A 19,298-nucleotide genomic window follows, 5' to 3' on the forward strand; every position below is an offset into this window, starting at 1 on the left:
GATGGAGTCGGAACCGATGGCGATCCGGACGCGACGGGTGTACGGCCCATCGGTCCTGCGGCGCCTCCGCGCCCTCCTCCTGCGGCTCCTCGGCGCCGGCCTCGCGGCCGTGCTCATCCCGTTCGCCGTCCTCGCGGACCGCCGCGGGGTCCTCGACGAGTCGGTGCTCGCGCTCGGGCTCCTCGCCCTCACCGTCGTCATCGGACTGGCCTCGGCGGTCTCGCTCTTCGTCGTCTCCCCCACCCGCGTGATGACGACCGAGACGCAGGTCGTGCTGATGCGCGGCCGCCGCCGCCGCGAGCAGTGGCCCCGCCGGTCGGTCCGCTTCCTCGAGTCCGCCGACGGCGACGGCTTCGTCGCCTGGTGCCGCGGCGACGGAGTCGAGGTGCGCTGCGGCCACTTCCGCCCGGAGGACCTCGCCGCCCTGCTCGCCGACCTCGGCGCCGCCGCCCGCGTCCGCGACGCCCTGCCGCCCGCTCTGGCCGGGCCCGCCTCGGCCGTCCGCTTCCGGCCGCACCGCGCTCCGCTCCAGCGCCGGGCGGTCGCCCTGGTCGTCGTCGCCACGGAGGCGTTCGCCGCCGGCGTCCTGGCCGTCGCCCTCGCGGGATCCCCGTCGGGCGACCGCGCGCAGATCGCGCTGGGGGCGGTCGTCGTGGCGCTCTCCCTCCCGCTCGGGCTGGTCGCCGCGCGGCTGGCGCTGCGGCCCGGACTGCCGGGCTCGATCGTGGTGTCGGAGTCGGCCATCCAGATCGACGGGCTGATCTTCCCGCTCGAGGCTCTGCGCTCGGTCGTCGCCTCGAGCCCGACGGGGAGCCATAGCCTCCGCCTGACCCTCACCGAGACGAACGGCCGCATCACGGAGGTCCCCCTCGGGCTGCGGGTGCCGACGCTGCGGCGCGACCAGCTCTTCCCCGACTACCCGCTGCTGCTCGGCGTGCTGCGCGAGCGCACGGCGGGGCTGCTGCGGATCGAGGGCTGAGCCTCAGTCCTCGGCGCCGTCGGCGATGCGCTGGTGGTGGTGGATGACCTCGGCGACGATGAACCCGAGGAACTTCTCGGCGAACGCCGGGTCGAGGTGCGACTCCTCGGCGAGCGCCCGCAGCCGCGCGATCTGGCGGGCCTCGCGCTCGAGGTCCGCGGCGGGCAGCCCGTGCGCGGCCTTCAGCCGGCCGACCTTCTGCGTGAACTTGAAGCGCTCGGCGAGCAGGTGGATCAGCGCCGCGTCGATGTTGTCGATGCTCTGACGGATCTGCACGAGCTCGGCCCGCGCCAGGGACTCCTCGTGCGACGGCTCCTCGTGCGACAGCTCCTCGGTCATGCCCCGACCCTAACGGACCGCCCCCGGACACGACGACGGCCCCTGCCCGGAGTCCGGGAGGGGCCGTCCAGAGGGCTCGGTCAGTCGACCAGGTTGATCTGCACGGGGATGTTGCCGCGGGTGGCGTTGGAGTACGGGCAGAGCTGGTGCGCCGCGTCGGCGACCTTCTGCGCGTCCTCGGAGCTCGCCTTCGGCACGTAGACGTCGAGCTCGACCGAGAGGCCGAAGCCGTCGGAGTCGTTCTTCCCGATCGAGACGCTGGCCGAGACGGCCGCGTCGGTCGTGTCGATCTTCAGCTGGCGACCGGCTCCGTGCAGGGCGCTGAGGAAGCAGGCGGAGTAGCCGGCCGCGAACAGCTGCTCGGGGTTGGTCCCCTCGCCGGAGCCGCCGAGCTCCTGCGGGGCGCGGGTGTCGAGGTCGAGACGGTCGTCCTCGGTGCGGACGTGGCCGTCGCGTCCTCCACCGGAGGCGTGGGCGATGGCGGTGTAGAGAGCATCCATCCCCCCATCCCACCACTCGGCCGCCGTGAGTCGGGTGAACGCGGGATGCACGTCCGTGCGTTCTCCCGGGAATCCCCCTCGGGAACGCTCCGGGGAGCGTCAAGCCCCTCCCCCTCGGCGCCCTCCGGGTGTGCGGTGGAGGGACACCGACCCCGACCGGCGCGAGCCGGAGAACGGACACGAGCATGCGAGCACTCACCTGGCAGGGCATCGAGAAGGTCTCGGTCGAGACCGTCCCCGACCCCCGCATCCAGCAGCCGACCGACGCGATCGTCCGGATCACCTCGACCGCGATCTGCGGCTCCGACCTGCACCTCTACCGCCTCCTCGGGCCCTACATCGACCGCGGGGACGTGCTCGGCCACGAGCCGATGGGCGTCGTCGAGGAGGTGGGCTCCGGAGTCACCACCCTGAAGCCCGGCGACCGCGTCGTCGTGCCCTTCAACATCGCCTGCGGCGAGTGCTTCATGTGCCGCCGAGGGCTGCAGTCGCAGTGCGAGACGACGCAGGTCACCGAGTACGGCTCGGGGGCGGCGCTCTTCGGCTACACGAAGATGTACGGCCAGGTCCCCGGAGGGCATGCCGAGCTGCTCCGCGTGCCGCTGGCCGACTACAACACGATCGTCGTCGGCACGGACCTGCCGGACGAGCGCTACCTCTTCCTCAGCGACATCGTGCCCACCGCGTGGCAGGGCGTGGAGTACGCGCAGGTGCCCGACGGCGGGACCCTGGTCGTCTTCGGACTCGGCCCGGTCGGCCAGTTCGCGGCGCGGATCGGCGCCCACCGCGGCTACCGCGTCCTCGCCGTGGAGCCCGTCGCCGAGCGGCGCGCGATGGCCGAGCGGTACGGCGTGGAGACGTTCGACCTGTCCGACGACATCGCCGCGCAGCTGCGCGACCTCACGGACGGGCGCGGCCCCGACTCCGTCGTCGACGCGGTCGGCATGGAGGCGCACGGCTCGCCGGTCGGCTCGTTCGCTCAGTCGATGGCGGGGCTCCTGCCCGACCCGATCGCCCGCAAGGCGATGGACACGGTCGGCGTCGACCGCCTCGCCGCGGTCCACGCGTCCCTCGACCTGGTCCGCCGCGGCGGCACCGTCTCGCTGAGCGGGGTCTACGGCGGAGAGGCCGACCCGATGCCGCTGAAGTCGATGTTCGACAAGCAGGTGACGGTGCGGATGGGCCAGTGCAACGTGAAGCGCTGGATCGACGACCTGCTGCCGCTGGTGGAGGACTCCTCCGATCCGCTCGGCGTGATGGACCTCGTGACCCACCGGGCGCCGCTCGAGGACGCTCCGGCCCTCTACGAGACCTTCCAGAAGAAGGAGGACGGCTGCATCAAGGTCGTCCTGCACCCCTAGCCGGGGAACAGCGAAGGCGGCGCCCCCCGAGGGGAGCGCCGCCTTCGCGGTATTGCCGAGACCTACTTGAAGACGTCCTTGACGTCCTCGCCGGCCTTCTTGGCCGAGGCCGCGGCCTGGTCCTTCTGGCCTTCGGCCTTCAGGCTGTCGTCGTTCTTGTGGTCGCCCAGGGCTTCCTTCGCTTTGCCGGCGATGTCCTGAGCGGCGTTCTTGATCTTGTCATCGAGCCCCATGGTGGTGCCTCCTTCGCTGATCGTTGGCACGACCGTAGGACCGGGAACTGCCCGCTTCCTGGGAGCGGGAAGGGGCTTGCCCGGGTGCCCGCTGGACTGCGATGATTCGCGCCCTCGACCGGGGCCGGCCGGCCGAGGGCGCGGGATCAGGTCGCCGGGGTGGCGGACTCGGACGGAGCGGACTGCGAGGGCGCGTTAGTGGGCGTCTGCGACGATCCGTCGTCGGCGCTGGTGGGCACCGCGCTCCCCGACTGGTACGGCGTCTGGGCGTCGCCGGTGCAGCCGGCCAGCAGGCCGATCGTCAGGGCGGAGGCGCCGAGCGCCCCGAGGACCCGTGCGGCGCTCACTTGCCCGTCACCGCGTCCTTGACGGCCCCCACTGCCTTCTCGACGATGTTCGGCTTCGGGTCGGTGCCGTAGAGGCGCTCGTCCGGCTGCGTGGGCGGGGGCATCGGGACGTTGCCGCCGGGCTCCGCGACGCGGTAGCTGAACTCTCCCTTGCCGTCCGGGGTCGGGCCCGAGGCCCAGCTGCCCTCGGAGGCCGCTGCTCCGTCCGAGAAGTTGATGTACTCGTACGACACGGAGCGCTCCTCCTTCGAGATCGGGAAGTTCGAGGGCACGGGCAGGTCCTCCCGGCCCTCCGCGCGCAGCTCGGCGGCCGCCGCGATCCACTGGTTCTGGTGCATGGTGTCGCGGGCCAGGAGGAACGACAGGAGGTCGCGCACGCCGTGGTCGTCGGTCATGTGGTAGAGCCGGGCGACCTGGAGCCGGCCCTGCATCTCCGCGTTCGCGTTGGCGGTGAAGTCGGCCAGCAGGTTGCCGCTGGCGGTGATGTAGGAGCCCTGCCATGGGTTGCCCATGCTGTCGACGGGGCGCGCGCCGGCGCCCGCCACGATGGCGTGCTGCACGTCGGAGCCGCCGATGACCGCCGCGAGCACGGGGTCCTTCTTCATCGCGTCCTCGGACTGCTCGACCGGGGCCTTCTCGAGCAGCTGGGCGATCATCACGGCGATCATCTCGACGTGGCCGAACTCCTCGGCGCCGATGCCGAAGAGCAGGTCCCGGTACTTGCCCGGGTCGTGGGCGTTCCAGGCCTGGAAGCCGTACTGCATCGCCACGGTGATCTCGCCGTACTGGCCGCCGAGCACCTCCTGGAAGCGGCGGGCGAAGACCGCGTCGGGCTTCGAGGGCGTTGACGTGAACTGGAGTTCCTGACGGTGGAAGAACATGACTGGTTGCCTTTCCGGGGTAGCCGGGCGGATCCGGGTGCGGACGTCCGATGTCTGTCCTCTCGACGGTAGGGAGCCCTGTTCGCGGGTCAGAAGGGGCTTGACGCGGCGGCGGAGCAGTCGATCCACGGGCCCTCGGGACCCGCCCTCGTGGGCGCGGGATGGTAGCCCCATCGGGGGGTCAGCCGCTATGCCCTTCCCGGTACTCGAGGGCCCGAACAGACTGGCGACGCCGGCACGCATTCATTCCCCACTCGATCCTGGAAGGGACAGACGATGTCGAACATCGATCCCGCTTCACCTCCGTTCGGAGACGGCGCCGCGAACTTCGGCGCGACCGAGACCCCCATCGACAGCGGGGCGCACGTCGCCTCCACGGACACCTCCTCCGGCTCCTCCTCGGGCGGCACGGCCGACTCCGCGAAGGAGAAGGCGAGCGCCGCCGCGGGCACCGCCAAGGACCAGGCCGGCGCCGTCGCCGGCGACGCCAAGCAGGCCGCGAGCGAAGTGCTGTCGACCGGCAAGGACGAGGCCGCCAACGTGGTCCAGGAGGCCAAGGTCCAGGTCAAGGACCTCTACGACCAGAGCCGCACCCAGCTCACCGAGCAGGCCCACGCCCAGAAGGAGAACGCCGCCAAGGGCGCCCGCGCCTTCAGCGACGACCTGACCGCGCTGGCCAACGGCGAGGGCGGCAGCGACAACGCCGCGGCGAAGCTCGTCTCCCAGGCGGCCACCCGCGTGCAGGGTGTGGCCTCGTGGCTCGAGAACCGCGACCCGTCCGAGCTCCTCGACGACGTCCGCGCGTTCGCCCGCCGCCGCCCGGGTGCCTTCATCCTCATCGCCGCGGCGACGGGACTCGTCGGCGGGCGCCTCATCCGCGCCCTGACCGCCGAGGCGAAGGACGAGAAGGAGGCGACGAGCACCCGCACCGACGGACCCGAGTTCGACGCCCCCGCCTCGACCACCGCGCACTCCGACGCCTCCGCGTACGACGCGCCCGTCGCGTCCGCCTACGGCACCGTCGGCTCGAGCTCCCTCGAGCGCGACTACGCGCCGACCGAGCCCGTCGCCGACCCGCTCGACGGCGGCTTCCCGAACGGCGGCCGGCTGTGACCGACCCGACGGGCGTCCACCGCTCGACGGAGACGCCCGACCAGCGGGCCGGGTCGACGTCGCTGGGCGATCTGCTCGGCGAGGTCTCGCGCGACCTCTCCACGCTGATCCGCCAGGAGATGGCCCTCGCCAAGGCCGAGCTCAAGGAGTCCGCCGGCAAGGCGGGCAAGGGAGCGGGCCTCCTCGGCGGGGCGGGCTACGCCGCGCTGATGGCCGTGCTCTTCCTCTCGATCGCCCTCTGGTGGGGCCTGGGCACTCTGATCGGCAACGGCTGGTCCGGAGTGGTCGTGGCCGTCATCTGGGCGATCGTGGCCGCGATCCTCTACGCGGTGGGCCGCAAGAGCCTGAAGCAGGTCGACGGCGCTCCCGAGACGGTCGACTCCCTCAAGAAGATTCCCGACACCCTCAAGCCGAACGGGGCAGGACGATGACGTACGACGCAGGACAGAACAAGACACCCGAGGAGATCCGGGCGGACATCGAGCGCACGCGCCTCGAGCTGGGCGGGGACGTCGACGCGCTGGCCGAGAAGGTCAGCCCGTCCGCCATCGCGCAGCGTCAGACCGACAAGGTCAAGTCGGCCGTGGGCTCCGTCCGCGACCGCGTGATGGGCTCGGCGCACGACGCCTCCGACTCACTCTCGAGCGGTGCGGGCTCGGCGAAGGCCAAGGCCGAGGGCAACCCGTTCGCCGTGGGGCTCATCGCCCTCGGCGCCGGACTCCTCGTCGCCTCGCTCATCCCCGCCTCCAGCAAGGAGAAGGAGGCGGCGAGCCGCGTCAAGGAGCAGGCCCAGCCGGTCGTCGACAAGGTGACCGACGCGGCCAAGGAGGCTGCGAGCGAGCTCCGCGAGCCCGCGCAGCAGGCGTTCGCCTCCGTCAAGGAGACCGCGACCGACGCCGCGCAGAACGTCAAGGAGGCGGGCACCTCCGCCACCGACGACGTGAAGGACTCGGCCCGCGAGGCCAAGCACGCCGTCCAGGAGGACGTGCAGCACTGATCCGTCGGCGCTGACAGGGCGGTGGGCCTCCGGGCCCGCCGCCCTTCGTCGTGCCGCCGGGAATACACCGCCGCCCGCGCTCCTTGCCCTCCGTATGCGATCGATCGTCTACTCCCGCACCGGTGACTCCTCCGTCCTCTCCCTCGTCGACCGGGAGGAGCGGGCTCCGGGCTCCGGCGAGGTCCGCGTCCGCGTCCTGGCGTCGGGCGTGAATCCGACCGACTGGAAGGCGCGCGCAGACGGCGACCTCGCGTTCGACGAGGTCGTGCCGAACCAGGACGGCGCCGGTGTCGTCGAGGCGGTCGGCGAGGGCGTCGAGGGCCTGGCCGTCGGCGACCGGGTCTGGATGTACCTCTCCGCGCACCGCCGCCCCACCGGCACCGCGCAGGAGTCGGCGGTGCTCGCCGCCGAGCACGTCGTGCGCCTGCCCGAGGGCGTCGGCACCGACGTCGCCGCGAGCCTCGGCGTCCCCGCGATGACCGCCCACCGCGCCCTCACCGTGCACGAGCACGGCCCCTCCCGCCTCGCGCCCGGCGCCCTCGCCGGCCGCACCGTCCTGGTCCAGGGCGGCGCCGGAGCCGTCGGGCACGCCGCCATCCAGCTCGCGGTCTGGGCCGGGGCGACCGTCATCGCGACGGTGAGCAGCGACTCCAAGGAGCGGCTCGCCCGTGCGGCCGGCGCGCAGCACGTGCTGCAGTACCCGGACGACGCGCTCGCCGACCGGATCCGCGGGCTCGCCCCCGAGGGCGTCCAGCACGTGGTCGAGGTCGCACCGGCTCAGAACGCCGCGCTCGACGTCGAGGTGCTCGCCAACCACGGCAGCATCGGGTACTACGCGAACAACAACGGCGACGAGTTCACCGTGCCGATCGTCGCGAGCTTCGCGAAGAACGCCCGGTGGCAGGGCCTGCTGCTCTACACGGTGGGCGAGGAGGCGCTGCAGGCCGCGGCCGAGGACATCACCGCGGCGCTCGCCGACGGCGCGCTCCCGGTGGGCGAGGAGGCGGGCCTCCCGCTGACCTGGTTCCCGCTCGAGGAGACCGCGGCCGCCCACGACGCGGTCGAGCAGGGCGCGACGGGAAAGGTGCTCATCCGCGTCGCCGACTGACCGCGAGGGCTCGCCTCTGATCGGCTCCCGGCCGGATCAGCCCCGGAGCGGGGGCGAGCCCGGGACGGTCGAGCGGTCGGCCAGGCCGACCACGAGCTCGGCGAGCGCCTCCTCCGCCGTGCGGGTCGGCGCCCAGCCGAGCTCGGCGCGGGCGCGCTCGGTCGACATCACCGGGACGTTGCCCGCGATGTCGAGCCAGCCCGCGTCGGTGCGCTGCAGGCGCAGGTGCCAGGTCGCGGTGACGACGGAGCGGAGCAGCCCGAACGGCACCGTGACCAGGCGGGCGCCGAAGGCGTGCGCCAGCCGCTCCGGAGTGAGGACCGGCTCGGCCGCGATGTTGAAGGCCCCGCCGGCGCGCCGGTCGAGCGCGCGCCAGAAGGCGTCGGCCACGTCGTCGGCGTGCACGCCCTGGAAGACGATGCTCCGCGGCAGCGGCAGGACCGGGATCCGGACCGCCTTCAGCCACCGCGTCGGGTAGTGGGGACCGGCGAAGAGCCCGGCGATCTCGGTCGCCGCTCCGCGCTGGAAGACGAGCCCCGGGCGCAGGCGTGTGACGACGATCTCGGGGTGCCGCTCCTCGAAGGCGTCGAGCTGCCGCTCGTTCGCGGCCTTGTGGCGGCTGTAGGTCGAGGTGTGCAGGCCGCCCGTGGGCCAGTCCTCGGTCACCCGGATCGACTTCGGCGCGGCGCTGTAGGCGCCCACGGACGAGGCGACGGCGACCTGGCCGACTCCCGCGGCGGCGACCGCCTCGAGCACGGCCGCAGTGCCTCCGACGTCGACCAGCCGCTGGAACGGCTCGTCGTGGCTGGGCTGCAGCGCCCAGGCGAGGTGGACGACGGCGTCGACGCCGGCGAAGGCCTCGCGGAGCCGCCGCGGGGCGACGCTCGACGCGAGGTCGATCTCGACCCAGCGCACGTCGCGGTACTCCTCCGAGCGGAGCCGAGGGGCCCGGCGGGCGATGCCCACGATCTCCTCCACCCCGGCCTCGCCGTGCAGGCGCCGCAGCAGCGCCGTCCCCAGGTTGCCGGTCGCCCCGACGATCGCGATCCGCATGGCGTCATCCCTCCGGGAGCGGCGCACGCCGGCCCCCTCCTCCGAGGCTAGGCAGGGGCGCCGCCGCGGAGGAGCCGCTTGACAGCGGGGACGACGGGACGCTCGGCGGGGACCGCCGGCCGCCGGCGGGGTGAACGCTCCTCCCCAGGGCGGACGCGGCCTAGACCACGGCGGGAGCGGGCGCATCCCCCCGCGCGGCCGGCCGACGATCCCTAGCCTGGGACGATGCTGCCGACACCGCCCCGCCGCGTCCTCCCCGTGCGACACGAGGTCGAGGGCGTCACGCTGCGGACGGTCGACACCGGTCAGGCCGGGGCGGGCGCGGTGTTCGTCCTGATCCACGGGATTGGGATGTCGCACCACACCTTCTCGCCGCTCGCCGCCCGCCTGAAGCGGCACGGCCGGGTGATCGGCGTCGACCTCGCCGGCTTCGGCGCGAACGCGCGCCCGCGGCGGAGGGTCGGCCTCGAGGACCACGCGCGGCAGGTCGAGCAGGTCCTCCGCGGACTGGGCGTCTCGCGCGCGGTCGTCGTCGGGCACTCGATGGGGTCGCAGGTGGCGGTCGAGCTGGGGCTGCGCGCGCCCGGCCTGGTCGACGGCGCGGTGCTCATCGGGCCGGTGGTGGATCCGCAGCGGCCCGGAGCGGTCCGCCAGGGGCTCGCGCTGCTGCGGGACTGCCTCGGCGAGCCGGTGGGCGTCGACGCGATCCTGCTGGCCGACTACCTGCGCGGCGGCCTGCGCTGGTACCTGCGCCAGCTGCCCGAGATGCTGAGGCATCCGGTGCAGAAGCGCGTCGCCCGGCTGGAGGTGCCGGTCCTCGTCGCCCGCGGCCGCGACGATCCGATCGCCACCCGTGACTGGTGCGAGCGGCTCACGGCCCACGCGCGCGAGGGGCGGCTCGTCGAGTTCGCCGGCTCGCGCCACGTCGTCCCCCGCACCGAGCCCGGAGCGCTCGCCCGCGAGATCCTCCGCTTCGCCGCTGCGCTCGGCGAGAGGCCCGCCGCCCCGCTCCCCCTCCGGTCGGAGCCGGCCGCATGAGCCGGCTCCGACGCCTGGTCCGCGACGCCGTCTGGTGGATCCGCGACTACGCCTACGCCGTCGCCTGGCAGGTACGCGGCGTCCTCTCGCGCCGCGCCCCGGACGACTACCTCGACGGCGACCGGCGGCCCGTCGTGGTCCTCCCGGGGATCTGGGAGACCTGGTCCTTCCTCCGCCCGATCATCGATCCGCTGCACGAGCGCGGGCACCCGCTCCACGTGCTGACGAGCCTCGGCCGGAACGGCCGCCCGGTCGCCCGGACCGCGGAGGACGTGGCCGCCTACCTCGCCGAGCACGGGCTCCGCGACGTGGTGATCGTCGCCCACAGCAAGGGCGGACTGATCGGCAAGTACGTGATGACCGAGCTCGACCCGGACGGCCGGGTCGACCGGATGGTCGCCGTGGCGACCCCGTTCGGCGGCTCCCGCTACGCGCCCTACCTGGTCCTCCGGAGCCTGCGCGCCTTCTCGCCGCGCGACGCCACGACCCTGCTGCTGTCGAGCCGCTCCGGAGCGAACGCGCGGATCACCTCCGTGTTCGGCCTCTTCGATCCGCACATCCCCGAGGGCAGCATGCTCGAGGGCGCGGTCAACGTCCGGATCGAGACCGGCGGGCACTTCCGCATCCTGAGCGACCCCGAGACGCTCACCGCGGTCGTCACGGCGGTCTCGGCGGAGGAGCGCGCCGACGGAGAGGCGCCCTGACGACGGCGGAACCCCTGACGACTCCGTAGCAACCCGCGTCGCCGCGGCGGAACCCCCTGGCGCCTCCGGCCCGCGAGGCGGAGCGTGGAGCCATGCCCGCCTCCTCCACCGGCCCGACCGAGCTCCTCCTCGTCCGTCACGGCGAGAGCCTCGCCAACATCGCGGCGAGCGCCGCCGAGGCCTCGGGGGCGCACGAGATCGCCGTCGACCGCCGCGACCCCGACGTCGAGCTCTCCCCCGCCGGCGAGGAGCAGGCCCGCGCGCTCGGCCGCTGGCTGGCCGAGGAGGCGCGGCCCGCCTCCGCCTGGACGTCGCCCTACCGCCGCGCCTCCGCGACCGCGCGTCTCGCCCTCGGCGAGGCCGGCATCGACCTGCGGCTGCGCCCCGACGAGCGCCTGCGCGACCGCGACCTCGGCGTCACCGACCGCCTCACCTCCGCCGGCGTGCGGGCCCGGATGCCCGAGGAGGCGGCGCGGCGCGAGTGGCTCGGCAAGTTCTACTACCGGCCGCCGGGAGGCGAGGCCTGGACGGACCTCGCGCTCCGCGTCCGCGCCTTCGTCGACCACCTCGCCGTCGCCGCGCCTCCCGGGCCGGCGATCCTCTTCTGCCACGACGCGGTCGTCCTCGTCGTCCGCTACGTCCTCGAGGGCCTCTCCGAGCACGAGCTGCTCGACATCGGCGCTTCGACGCCCGTCGCCAACGGCTCCGTCACCCGTCTCGTCCGCGACGGCGACGCGTGGCGCCTCGAGCTCTTCAACCGCACGTCCCACCTCGAGCGCTCCGGCGCACCCGTCACCCGGCACGACGACCGCGCAGCCGGAGAAGGAGACCCTCATGAGTGACCTCGTCTCCCGCGCCCTGCTCGAGCAGCGCTGGCCCCTCCCGGAGCCCGGAGGCTCGAAGCACTCCCGCGGCGACGTGGTCGTCGTCGGCGGCGCCCGCAAGACGCCCGGCGCCGCGATCCTCGCGGGGATCGCCGCGCTGCGGACCGGCGCGGGTCGCATCACGCTCTGCGTCGCCGAGTCGGTCGCGTCGGCCACCGCGGTCGCGCTGCCCGAGTGCGGAGTGGTCCCGCTCGCGGAGACGCGGACCGGCTCCGTCTCGGGCCGCGGGCTCGACGACCTCGCCGGCGAGCTCTCCTCCGCCGACGTCGCCCTGATCGGACCCGGCCTGGACGACCCGCGCGCGACCGCCGCGACCCTCCGTTTCCTCGCTCCGCTCCTCGACGACGTGCCGGCTGTGCACCTCGACGCCTTCCCGCTCGGGGTCCTGCCCGGGCAGCGCGGTATCGCGCGGAGGCTCGCGGGCCGGCTCCTGCTGACCCCGAACTCGGAGGAGGCGTCCCGCCTCCTCGGCGAGGAGGTCGACGACGTCGAGCGGGCCGCCCTCGCTGTCGCCGAGCGCTACGGCGCGGTGGTGAGCCTGTTCAACACGATCGCCTCGCCCGACGGCGACGCGGTGCGGATCGAGGGCGAGCACCCCGGGCTGGCCACCGCGGGCAGCGGCGACGTGCTCGCCGGAGCGACGGCGGGCCTGCGCGGGCGCGGCGTCGCTCCGATGGGCGCGGCCGCGTGGGGCGCGTTCCTGCACACGGAGGCTGACACGCGCCTCTCCGCACGGATCGGCCCGGCCGGGTACCTCGCGAGCGAGATCCCGGGGGAGTTCCCGCGCGTGCTGGCGGGCTGAGCGGGGCGGGTGCGCTGAGGACGGCAGTCGTTCCGAGGCGGGCCGGCGGTGCGAGCGCCCCGGACCGAGCCGGCGGCGTGAGAGGCGGCGGTCACCGTGACCGCGGCGTCGACCTCAGTGCGCGACGTCGGCGACCGAGAACGCCACGCCCGGCGTGATCAGGATCGAGGTCTCGCGGGGCTCGCCCTCGCCCTGGTTCACCGTGATCCAGCGCGACGCGGAGCCGTCCAGGGCGCGGTCGATGCTCTCGCGCACCTCCGCGGCCGACGTCTCGCTCAGGCTGAACGGCGCTCCGCCGTAGATGATCTCGACGCGCTTCACAGCATGCTCTCCTCGCTCTGACGGGCGGTCCCGTGGGGCTCCTCGCTGATCCGCAGCCCGTGCGCCGTGTGCGAGTCGGCGAGCAGCTGGCGGATCCAGTCCGGGTTGATGTTCGGGGCACGGCCGCCGTGGTACTTGAAGCGCAGCGGGATGGCGGGGTGCAGCCAGATCGAGGTGCGTCCGTCGCCGACCGCCTGCGAGTCCTTCCACGAGAAGTAGAAGGACTCGTTGCGCGCGAGCTTCGAGCCGATCACGATCTGCAGGTGCGCCAGCAGACGGTCGTCGAAGTCGGCCTCGAGGGTCGAGTCGTAGATCAGTCGCCCCATCAGGCGGTTCTCCGTTCGGGAAGTCGCCCGTCCGCGAAGGGTCGGGCGGAGTCGTGAGTGTCGATCCTACCGGCGCCCCGGATGCTCACCAGGAGTCGTCCTCGCCGTGGAAGTGCGGGATCTCGGTGTCGACGGCGGAGAGGGGCCCGGCGCCGCCGTCCTCCTCGGCCACGGGGTGTGAGACGCCCAGGCGGGCCGTCTCGCGGGTGAAGCGCTCGACGAGCTCCTCGTCGAGCAGCTCCTCGGCTCCGTCGTCCTCGGACTCCGAGAACAGCTGGCTCGCCGGTCCGATCAGCAGCGCCGCCCGTCCGGGCCGGCCGGACTCCTGGCGGATCGGGATGTCGACCGTGATCGACCCCTTGGTGAGCGCCAGCGCCTCCGCGTAGGCCAGCAGCGACCGCGCGATGGCGGTACCCGTCAGCACGGAGCTGCCGGCGTAGTGGATGCGTTCCATGCCTCCTTCCTACTCCTCGGGCGGCCGCCCGGTCAGCGGTTGCGCGGTCGAGGCGGGGAGCGCTAGCGCCGCGTCGATCCGGCGGTCGAGCGCGTCGCGGACGGCCGGCCACTCGGCCGCGAGGATCGAGTGGACGGCCGTGTCGCGCCACGAGCCGTCGGCCCGCCGCTGGTCGTGGCGGAGCACCCCCTCGAACACGGCGCCGAGGCGGAGGATCGCGGCCCGCGAGCGCGCGTTCACCGCATCCGCCTGGAGCTTCACCCGCTCGTAGCCGCTGTCGAAGGCGAGTCCGAGCACCAGCCGCTTCGCCTCCGGGTTCACGACGGTGCCCCACGTCTCGGGCGCGTAGGCCGTCCAGCCGAGGTGGGCCGCCTCGCGCGTCTCGTCGAAGTCAGCCAGCGAGGTCGTGCCGACGACGCGCCCCTCCTGCAGCACGGCGAATGGCAGGCCCGTGCCCCAGGGGTAGTAGCGGTCGACGAAGGCGCGGAACTCCTCCGGGGTGCCGGGGAGGCCGGACGGTCCTCCTCCGTAGCCGCCGGCGAACACCTCCGGACGTCCGATCGCCCGCCCGAGCGGCTCGACGTGCTCGACGGCGAGCGGCTCGAGGACGATCGAGCGGCCGACGAGCGTGACGGGACCGGGGCGGCGGGGGCTGCTCATGCGATCAGTGTGGGGCACCGTGCCAGCATGGCTCCATGAGCACCGCCGCGCTGTTCGAGTCCGCCGCCGCCGCCCTCGTCGGCCTGCTCGCGCAGGTGCGGGACGACCAGTGGGAGCAGCCGGGGCTCGGCGTCTGGGACGTCCGCGGCCTCGCGGGCCACGCGTCGCGGGCGGTGCTGACGGTCGAGGCGTACCTCCTCGCTCCGGAGCCGCCCGAGCCGACCATCGAGGACGCGCTCGACTACTACGACGCGCTGGCCGGGAACGTCGCCGACCCCGCGGCGGTGGCGCGGCGCGGGGTCGAGGCGGGGCTGCTGCTCGGCGACAGGCCGGCTCAGGCGCTGGCGGAGGCGGCGGGCCGCGCGGTCGAGCTGGTCGCCGCCCAGCGTCCCGGCCGCCTCGTCGCCGTGGGCGGCCACGCGATCGAGCTGGACGAGTACCTCCGGACCCGGCTGCTCGAGCTGGTCGTGCACACGCTCGACCTCTCGCGGGCCACCGGGATCCCGCACGTGCTGCCCGCCGAGGCCGTCGAGGCGTGCTGCGCGCTGACCGGCGGGCTGGCCGCTCGAGCCGGACGCGGCGAGGAGCTCCTGCTCGCGCTGAGCGGGCGGGAGCCCCTCGCCGCGGGGTTCTCGGTGGTGTGAGGGCGCCGATCCTCAGGCCGCGGGTTCGGCGTGGTGCCGGCTCTCAGGCCACGGCGAGAGCGGCGACCGGTGACACCTTCGTGGCGCGGCGGGCGGGCAGCACGGCCGAGACGACCGTGATCACGACACCGACCACGAGCACCGCCACCAGGATCGGCACCGGGACGGTCGGCGGGATCAGTCCGATGCCCGGCAGCGAGCCGAACACCGAGATCGCGCCGCACCAGCCGTAGACGATCCCGAGCACGATGCCGAGCACCGCGGCAGCGATGATCATCTGCGCCGCCTCGAGCACCACCATCGACCGCACCTGCGAGCCGGTGAAGCCGAGCGCGCGGAGCAGGCCCAGCTCGCGCCGGCGCTGCAGCACGCTGAGCGACAGCGTGTTGACCATCCCGACGGCGGCCAGGACGACCGAGAAGCCGAGCAGGACGCTCATCACCGCGGTGCTCACCTGGATGAACTGCTCGAACGCCGCGATCACCTCGGGGTTCGTCTCACCCGAGCGCTCCATGATCGTGCCGAAGGTGGCGGCGGCGACCGCGAACATCGTGACCAGCGACACTCCGATGACCAGTCCGATGACGGCGCGGGCGCTGCGCGCCGGATTGCGGACGGCGTTGGCGGACGCCAGGCGGGCGACGGGGCCCCGGCCGAAGGCGCGGCCCACGAGGGCCGTGAGCGGAGGGAGCAGGACGGGCGCCCCGAGGATCACGCCGGTGAAGGACGCCATGCCTCCGACCAGCCCGAGGAGGACGCCGCCGGGGTTGGCGAGCCCGAGGACGACACCGGCGGCGAGCAGCAGCGCGCCGACCACGACGAAGACGATCGCCGTGACGTTGCGGGCGGTGCGGCCGCGCAGCTCCTCGTAGCGGGGCTCGGCGGAGGATCCGGCGGCCTGCGACGGCGCGACCGCGAGCACGCGGCGCGATCCGGACCACGAGGCGATGACCGTCGAGGCGACCACGGCGATCAGCGGCAGCACGAGGCCGGGCGAGACGAGCGGGTAGTCGAAGCGGGGCAGGGTGCCGCTCCGGATGGCGAGCTCCGCGGCGAGCGCCACGAGAGCGACGCCGGCGACCAGGCCGATCGCCGCTCCGAGGAGCCCCTGCAGGAGGCCCGTGCGGACGATCCCGCTGCGCAGCGACCGGCCGGAGGCGCCGAGCAGGCGGAGCAGGGCGATCTCGCGGGTGCGCCCGGCGATGACGGTCGAGACCGCATTGGCCGTGACGATCCCGCCCACGAACACCGCGATGCCGAAGAAGACGGCGCCGACCATCCCGAGCATGAGGGCGACCTGGCCGATGCCGTCGATCCCCGCTGCCGCGAAGGCCGCGACCATGTCGGCGATGACCTGCACCAGCACGGCGCCGAACGCCGCGGCGAGTGCGGCGACGGTGACGATGGCGCCCCCGCCCTGGCTCGAGCCCGTGCGCACGCCGCTCACGCCGCGCCCTCCATCGTGAGCATCGCGCGCGAGATCTCCTCGGCGCTCATCCCGCGGCGGTCGTCGACGACGGCCCCGTCGCGGAGGAAGACGATGCGGTCGGCGTAGGCCGCCGCGATCGGGTCGTGGGTGACCATGGCGATCGACTGGCCGTACTCGCGGGTGGAGGCCCGGAGGAGGCTGAGGACCTCGCGGCCGGTGCGCGAGTCCAGGTTGCCGGTGGGCTCGTCGGCGAAGATCAGCTGCGGCCGGGTGGCGAGGGCGCGGGCGATCGCCACACGCTGCTGCTGCCCGCCCGAGAGCTCGTGGGGCCGGTGCGTGAGGCGCTCGCGGAGCCCGAGGGACTCGATCAGCCGGGCGATCCACTGCTCCTCGTCGCCGGTCACGGAGCGGCCGTCGAGCTCGAACGGGAGGCGGATGTTGCCGCGCACGTCGAGCGTGGGGACGAGGTTGAAGGCCTGGAAGACGAAGCCGACGCTGCGGCGGCGGAGCACGGTCAGTTCGGCGTCGCTCATCGAGGTGATCTCGGCGTCCCCGAGGAACACGCGGCCGGAGGAGGCGGTGTCGAGGCCGGCGAGGACGTGCATGAGCGTCGACTTGCCGGATCCGCTGGGGCCCATCACCGCGGTGAACTCGCCCCGCTCGATCGAGAGCGTGACGTCGTCGAGGGCGACGACGGGCGGCGTGCTGCCGTAGAGCTTGCGCACGCCCTCGACGCGCGCCACGACGGAGGAGGTCTGGTTCTGCATGTCCTCGACGCTACGGAGGCACCCGTGTCGCCGGCGTCGTCCGCAGTGGCTCGCGGCATCATCCCTCCGGCGGACCCGCGATGGTCCTGCGGGGTCAGCGGGGCCGGAGTCCCGCCCGGCGGAGGGCGAGGGCCGCCAGCGCGGCGGTGACGGCGGGGTCGCCGGTCCTCCAGCCCGCGGCGGCCTCCGGGTGCGCGGCGAGGATGTCGCGGGGGGACGCCTGGGTGAGCGCGCGCAGGGCCAGCAGCTCGGTTCCGCCGCCGGTCGAGCCGAGGGCGCGCAGCTCGGCGGTCCGGCGGGCGAAGCGGAGCCGGGGCCGGAGCCAGAGCACGGCCAGGAGCAGGAGCGGGAGACCCCCGACGGCGAGCCCGGCGACCACGGCCAGGGCGCTCGCGAGCTGCTGCTGGTCGCGTCCGGCGGCGGCGAGCACGGAGCCGGCCCCGCTCGCCTCGTCGAACGGCGCGCGCACGGCGTCGCCGAGCAGGGGGATGCCGCCGAGGGTGGTCCCGGCGTCGCTCATGGTCGAGCCGAAGCCGCTGCCGGCGCTCTCGAGCCGCCGGCCGATCTCGGCCAGGCAGGCGATCAGCGAGCCGACCGCGATCCCCGCGGCGATCGCCACGACGGCCACGCCGAGAGCGAGGGCGTCGGCCAGGATCTGCCGCGCGCGGACGGCCGGGAGGTCGGCGTAGATCTGCATGCGCCGATTATCCGGCGCGCTCGGCGGCGGTCGTGTCCACACCGCAGGAAGGATTAGTCGAGAGGGCCGGGGATCCGCGTCACTCCGCGAGGTCACCGAGGTTCTTCCTCCGTTGTGACCACGTCGGCCGCCTCCGAGAGGGCTGCCCGGCCCGGCTCCTCGCCGCCTCTAGTCGAGCAGGTCGTGCAGCACGACGACCTGCTCGCGCTCCGGGCCGACGCCGATCGCCGAGAACCGGGCGCCGCTCATCGCCTCGAGCGCGCGCACGTAGTCCTGCGCGGTCTGCGGCAGGTCCGAGAACTCGCGGCAGCCGGAGATGTCCTCCTGCCAGCCGGGGAACTCCTCGTAGATCGGCTTCGCGTGGTGGAAGTCGCTCTGCGAGACCGGGACCTCGTCGTGGCGCACGCCGTCGACGTCGTAGGCGACGCAGACGGGGATGGTCTCGAGGCCCGAGAGCACGTCGAGCTTGGTGAGGACGAAGTCGGTGACCCCGTTGATCCGCGCCGAGAAGCGGGCGATCGGGGCGTCGTACCAGCCGCAGCGGCGCGGGCGGCCGGTCGTGGTGCCGAACTCGAAGCCCTGCCGGCGGAGGTACTCGCCCCACTCGTCGAAGAGCTCGGTCGGGAACGGGCCGGCGCCGACGCGGGTCGTGTACGCCTTGATGACCGCGATGACGCGGTCGATGCGGTTCGGTGCGACTCCGGAGCCGGTGGCCGCTCCTCCCGAGGTCGCGTTGGAGGAGGTGACGAACGGGTAGGTGCCGTGGTCGACGTCGAGCATCGTGGCCTGGCCGGCCTCGAACAGCACCGTCCTGCCGGCGTCGAGCGCCTGCGAGAGGATCAGCGACGTGTCGGCGACCATCGGGCGCAGGCGCTCGGTGTACTGCAGCAGGTCCTCCAGCACCTGCTCGACCAGGATCGCGCGGCGGTTGTAGACCTTCACCAGCAGGTGGTTCTTCTGGTCGAGGGCGCCCTCGACCTTCTGGCGGAGGATGTTCTCGTCGAAGAGGTCCTGGATGCGGATGCCGACGCGGTTGATCTTGTCGGCGTACGCCGGGCCGATGCCGCGGCCGGTGGTGCCGATCTGGCGCTTGCCGAGGAAGCGCTCCGTCACCTTGTCGAGGGTGCGGTGGTAGCTGGTGATGACGTGCGCGTTGGCGCTGACGAGCAGCTTCGACACGTCGACGCCGCGGGCGCTCAGCGCCTCGAGCTCGTGGAACAGCACCTCGATGTCGACGACGACGCCGTTCGCGATGACCGGGACGACGCCCGGGGTGAGGATGCCGGAGGGGAGCAGGTGCAGGGCGTACTTCTCGTCGCCCACCACGACGGTGTGCCCGGCGTTGTTGCCGCCGTTGAACTTCACGACGTAGTCGACGCGGCTGCCGAGGAGGTCGGTGGCGCGTCCCTTGCCCTCGTCGCCCCACTGGGCGCCGGTGATGACGATTGCTGGCATGGCGTGTCCTTCTCGACGGGAGGGGCGGGGGTGGGCGGGTGCGGCGCGGCAGTCGTGCCGCCTCCGCGCGACCAGCCGCTCGATTCTAGCGGAGGGGCCGGAGGACGGCTCCTGCGCTCGGGGTCGACCCGGCGGACTCTTTCGCCGCGGGCCGGCCCCGCGGACTCCCCCCGGCTCCGCGTCGGTCCCGCCGACGCATCGCCGAG

General features: G+C 73.8%; 25 protein-coding genes. 11 read left to right on the forward strand and 14 right to left on the reverse strand.

Features of this window, described 5'->3' with window-relative positions; translation table 11 throughout:
• The first annotated feature begins 1 nt into the window (after position 1).
• Positions 2-979: a hypothetical protein gene (locus C5C30_RS10765; protein WP_146081513.1), complete on the forward strand. Its 978-nt coding sequence runs from the start codon at positions 2-4 to the stop codon at positions 977-979.
• A gap of 3 nt (positions 980-982) precedes the next feature.
• Here the strand turns inward: C5C30_RS10765 and C5C30_RS10770 are convergent, their stop codons facing one another.
• Positions 983-1,318, reverse strand: a complete 336-nt coding sequence (locus C5C30_RS10770; RefSeq protein ID WP_104222760.1) for a chorismate mutase — start codon at positions 1,316-1,318, stop codon at positions 983-985.
• Positions 1,319-1,398: 80 nt separating this feature from the next.
• On the reverse strand, positions 1,399-1,818 hold the full coding sequence (locus tag C5C30_RS10775) for an organic hydroperoxide resistance protein (protein ID WP_104222761.1): 420 nt from the start codon (positions 1,816-1,818) through the stop codon (positions 1,399-1,401).
• A 185-nt stretch (positions 1,819-2,003) separates the two neighbouring features.
• Between C5C30_RS10775 and C5C30_RS10780 the strand changes: the two genes are divergently transcribed.
• The gene (locus tag C5C30_RS10780; RefSeq protein ID WP_104333706.1) at positions 2,004-3,179 is read left to right on the forward strand and encodes a zinc-dependent alcohol dehydrogenase; all 1,176 of its coding nucleotides are present in this window, start codon (positions 2,004-2,006) and stop codon (positions 3,177-3,179) included.
• Between the two features lie 62 nt (positions 3,180-3,241).
• On the opposite strand, the gene C5C30_RS10785 is transcribed toward C5C30_RS10780, so the two are convergent.
• The 3 genes from C5C30_RS10785 to C5C30_RS10795 form a co-directional block, all read right to left on the reverse strand.
• Positions 3,242-3,412, reverse strand: a complete 171-nt coding sequence (locus C5C30_RS10785) for a CsbD family protein (RefSeq protein WP_104222763.1) — start codon at positions 3,410-3,412, stop codon at positions 3,242-3,244.
• A 146-nt stretch (positions 3,413-3,558) separates the two neighbouring features.
• On the reverse strand, positions 3,559-3,759 hold the full coding sequence (locus tag C5C30_RS10790) for a hypothetical protein (RefSeq protein WP_104222764.1): 201 nt from the start codon (positions 3,757-3,759) through the stop codon (positions 3,559-3,561).
• Positions 3,756-4,640, reverse strand: coding sequence for a manganese catalase family protein (locus tag C5C30_RS10795; RefSeq protein ID WP_104222765.1), 885 nt, complete (start codon positions 4,638-4,640; stop codon positions 3,756-3,758). The genes C5C30_RS10790 and C5C30_RS10795 overlap by 4 nt, the downstream gene beginning before the upstream one ends.
• Before the next feature lie 276 nt (positions 4,641-4,916).
• On the opposite strand from C5C30_RS10795, the gene C5C30_RS18050 reads away from it, so the two are divergent.
• The 4 genes from C5C30_RS18050 to C5C30_RS10815 all read left to right on the forward strand — a co-directional run bounded on the left by C5C30_RS18050 (position 4,917) and on the right by C5C30_RS10815 (position 7,858).
• Positions 4,917-5,753, forward strand: a complete 837-nt coding sequence (locus tag C5C30_RS18050; RefSeq protein WP_104297354.1) for a hypothetical protein — start codon at positions 4,917-4,919, stop codon at positions 5,751-5,753.
• Positions 5,750-6,184: a phage holin family protein gene (locus tag C5C30_RS18055; protein ID WP_104222767.1), complete on the forward strand. Its 435-nt coding sequence runs from the start codon at positions 5,750-5,752 to the stop codon at positions 6,182-6,184. The genes C5C30_RS18050 and C5C30_RS18055 overlap by 4 nt, the downstream gene beginning before the upstream one ends.
• Complete coding sequence (locus tag C5C30_RS10810; protein ID WP_104222768.1) at positions 6,181-6,750, forward strand: DUF3618 domain-containing protein; 570 nt, start codon at positions 6,181-6,183, stop codon at positions 6,748-6,750. The genes C5C30_RS18055 and C5C30_RS10810 overlap by 4 nt, the downstream gene beginning before the upstream one ends.
• A gap of 94 nt (positions 6,751-6,844) precedes the next feature.
• Entirely contained in the window at positions 6,845-7,858 is a 1,014-nt protein-coding gene (locus C5C30_RS10815) for an NADPH:quinone reductase (protein WP_104333707.1), read from the forward strand.
• 36 nt (positions 7,859-7,894) lie between these two features.
• Here C5C30_RS10815 and C5C30_RS10820 read toward each other — a convergent pair whose 3' ends face one another.
• Complete coding sequence (locus tag C5C30_RS10820) at positions 7,895-8,911, reverse strand: NAD-dependent epimerase/dehydratase family protein (RefSeq protein WP_104262627.1); 1,017 nt, start codon at positions 8,909-8,911, stop codon at positions 7,895-7,897.
• 225 nt (positions 8,912-9,136) lie between these two features.
• Here C5C30_RS10820 and C5C30_RS10825 point away from each other — a divergent pair, with 225 nt between their 5' ends.
• From C5C30_RS10825 to C5C30_RS10840, 4 genes are all read left to right on the forward strand, one after another.
• Positions 9,137-9,949 carry an alpha/beta fold hydrolase gene (locus C5C30_RS10825; RefSeq protein ID WP_104333708.1) on the forward strand — a complete coding sequence of 271 codons (813 nt, stop codon included), beginning with the start codon at positions 9,137-9,139 and terminating at the stop codon, positions 9,947-9,949.
• A complete protein-coding gene (locus tag C5C30_RS10830) occupies positions 9,946-10,653 on the forward strand; it encodes a triacylglycerol lipase (protein WP_104239324.1) in 708 nt (235 codons plus the stop codon). Before C5C30_RS10825 ends, C5C30_RS10830 begins: the two co-directional genes overlap by 4 nt.
• A gap of 92 nt (positions 10,654-10,745) precedes the next feature.
• The gene (locus C5C30_RS10835) at positions 10,746-11,495 is read left to right on the forward strand and encodes a histidine phosphatase family protein (protein ID WP_104262625.1); all 750 of its coding nucleotides are present in this window, start codon (positions 10,746-10,748) and stop codon (positions 11,493-11,495) included.
• The gene (locus C5C30_RS10840) at positions 11,488-12,339 is read left to right on the forward strand and encodes an ADP/ATP-dependent (S)-NAD(P)H-hydrate dehydratase (protein WP_104333709.1); all 852 of its coding nucleotides are present in this window, start codon (positions 11,488-11,490) and stop codon (positions 12,337-12,339) included. Before C5C30_RS10835 ends, C5C30_RS10840 begins: the two co-directional genes overlap by 8 nt.
• 114 nt (positions 12,340-12,453) lie before the next feature.
• Here the strand turns inward: C5C30_RS10840 and C5C30_RS10845 are convergent, their stop codons facing one another.
• The 4 genes from C5C30_RS10845 to C5C30_RS10860 form a co-directional block, all read right to left on the reverse strand.
• Entirely contained in the window at positions 12,454-12,660 is a 207-nt protein-coding gene (locus C5C30_RS10845; protein ID WP_104222775.1) for a hypothetical protein, read from the reverse strand.
• Positions 12,657-12,986, reverse strand: a complete 330-nt coding sequence (locus tag C5C30_RS10850; RefSeq protein WP_104222776.1) for an ATP-dependent DNA ligase — start codon at positions 12,984-12,986, stop codon at positions 12,657-12,659. Before C5C30_RS10850 ends, C5C30_RS10845 begins: the two co-directional genes overlap by 4 nt.
• Before the next feature lie 85 nt (positions 12,987-13,071).
• Positions 13,072-13,440, reverse strand: a complete 369-nt coding sequence (locus C5C30_RS10855) for a hypothetical protein (RefSeq protein WP_104222777.1) — start codon at positions 13,438-13,440, stop codon at positions 13,072-13,074.
• 9 nt (positions 13,441-13,449) lie between these two features.
• Entirely contained in the window at positions 13,450-14,100 is a 651-nt protein-coding gene (locus C5C30_RS10860) for a GNAT family N-acetyltransferase (protein ID WP_104295555.1), read from the reverse strand.
• A gap of 35 nt (positions 14,101-14,135) precedes the next feature.
• Here C5C30_RS10860 and C5C30_RS10865 point away from each other — a divergent pair, with 35 nt between their 5' ends.
• Positions 14,136-14,744 carry a maleylpyruvate isomerase N-terminal domain-containing protein gene (locus C5C30_RS10865; RefSeq protein WP_104333710.1) on the forward strand — a complete coding sequence of 203 codons (609 nt, stop codon included), beginning with the start codon at positions 14,136-14,138 and terminating at the stop codon, positions 14,742-14,744.
• 43 nt (positions 14,745-14,787) lie between these two features.
• Here C5C30_RS10865 and C5C30_RS10870 read toward each other — a convergent pair whose 3' ends face one another.
• The 4 genes from C5C30_RS10870 to C5C30_RS10885 form a co-directional block, all read right to left on the reverse strand.
• The gene (locus C5C30_RS10870; protein ID WP_258063296.1) at positions 14,788-16,191 is read right to left on the reverse strand and encodes an FtsX-like permease family protein; all 1,404 of its coding nucleotides are present in this window, start codon (positions 16,189-16,191) and stop codon (positions 14,788-14,790) included.
• Complete coding sequence (locus C5C30_RS10875) at positions 16,188-16,940, reverse strand: ABC transporter ATP-binding protein (RefSeq protein WP_104222781.1); 753 nt, start codon at positions 16,938-16,940, stop codon at positions 16,188-16,190. Before C5C30_RS10875 ends, C5C30_RS10870 begins: the two co-directional genes overlap by 4 nt.
• Positions 16,941-17,034: 94 nt before the next feature.
• Complete coding sequence (locus C5C30_RS10880; RefSeq protein ID WP_104333711.1) at positions 17,035-17,637, reverse strand: hypothetical protein; 603 nt, start codon at positions 17,635-17,637, stop codon at positions 17,035-17,037.
• A gap of 168 nt (positions 17,638-17,805) precedes the next feature.
• Entirely contained in the window at positions 17,806-19,092 is a 1,287-nt protein-coding gene (locus C5C30_RS10885) for an adenylosuccinate synthase (RefSeq protein ID WP_104333712.1), read from the reverse strand.
• Positions 19,093-19,298 lie beyond the last annotated feature (206 nt).

Source organism: Rathayibacter sp. AY2B5 (genome assembly GCF_002931645.1).
In the GTDB taxonomy this organism is placed as follows: domain Bacteria; phylum Actinomycetota; class Actinomycetes; order Actinomycetales; family Microbacteriaceae; genus Rathayibacter.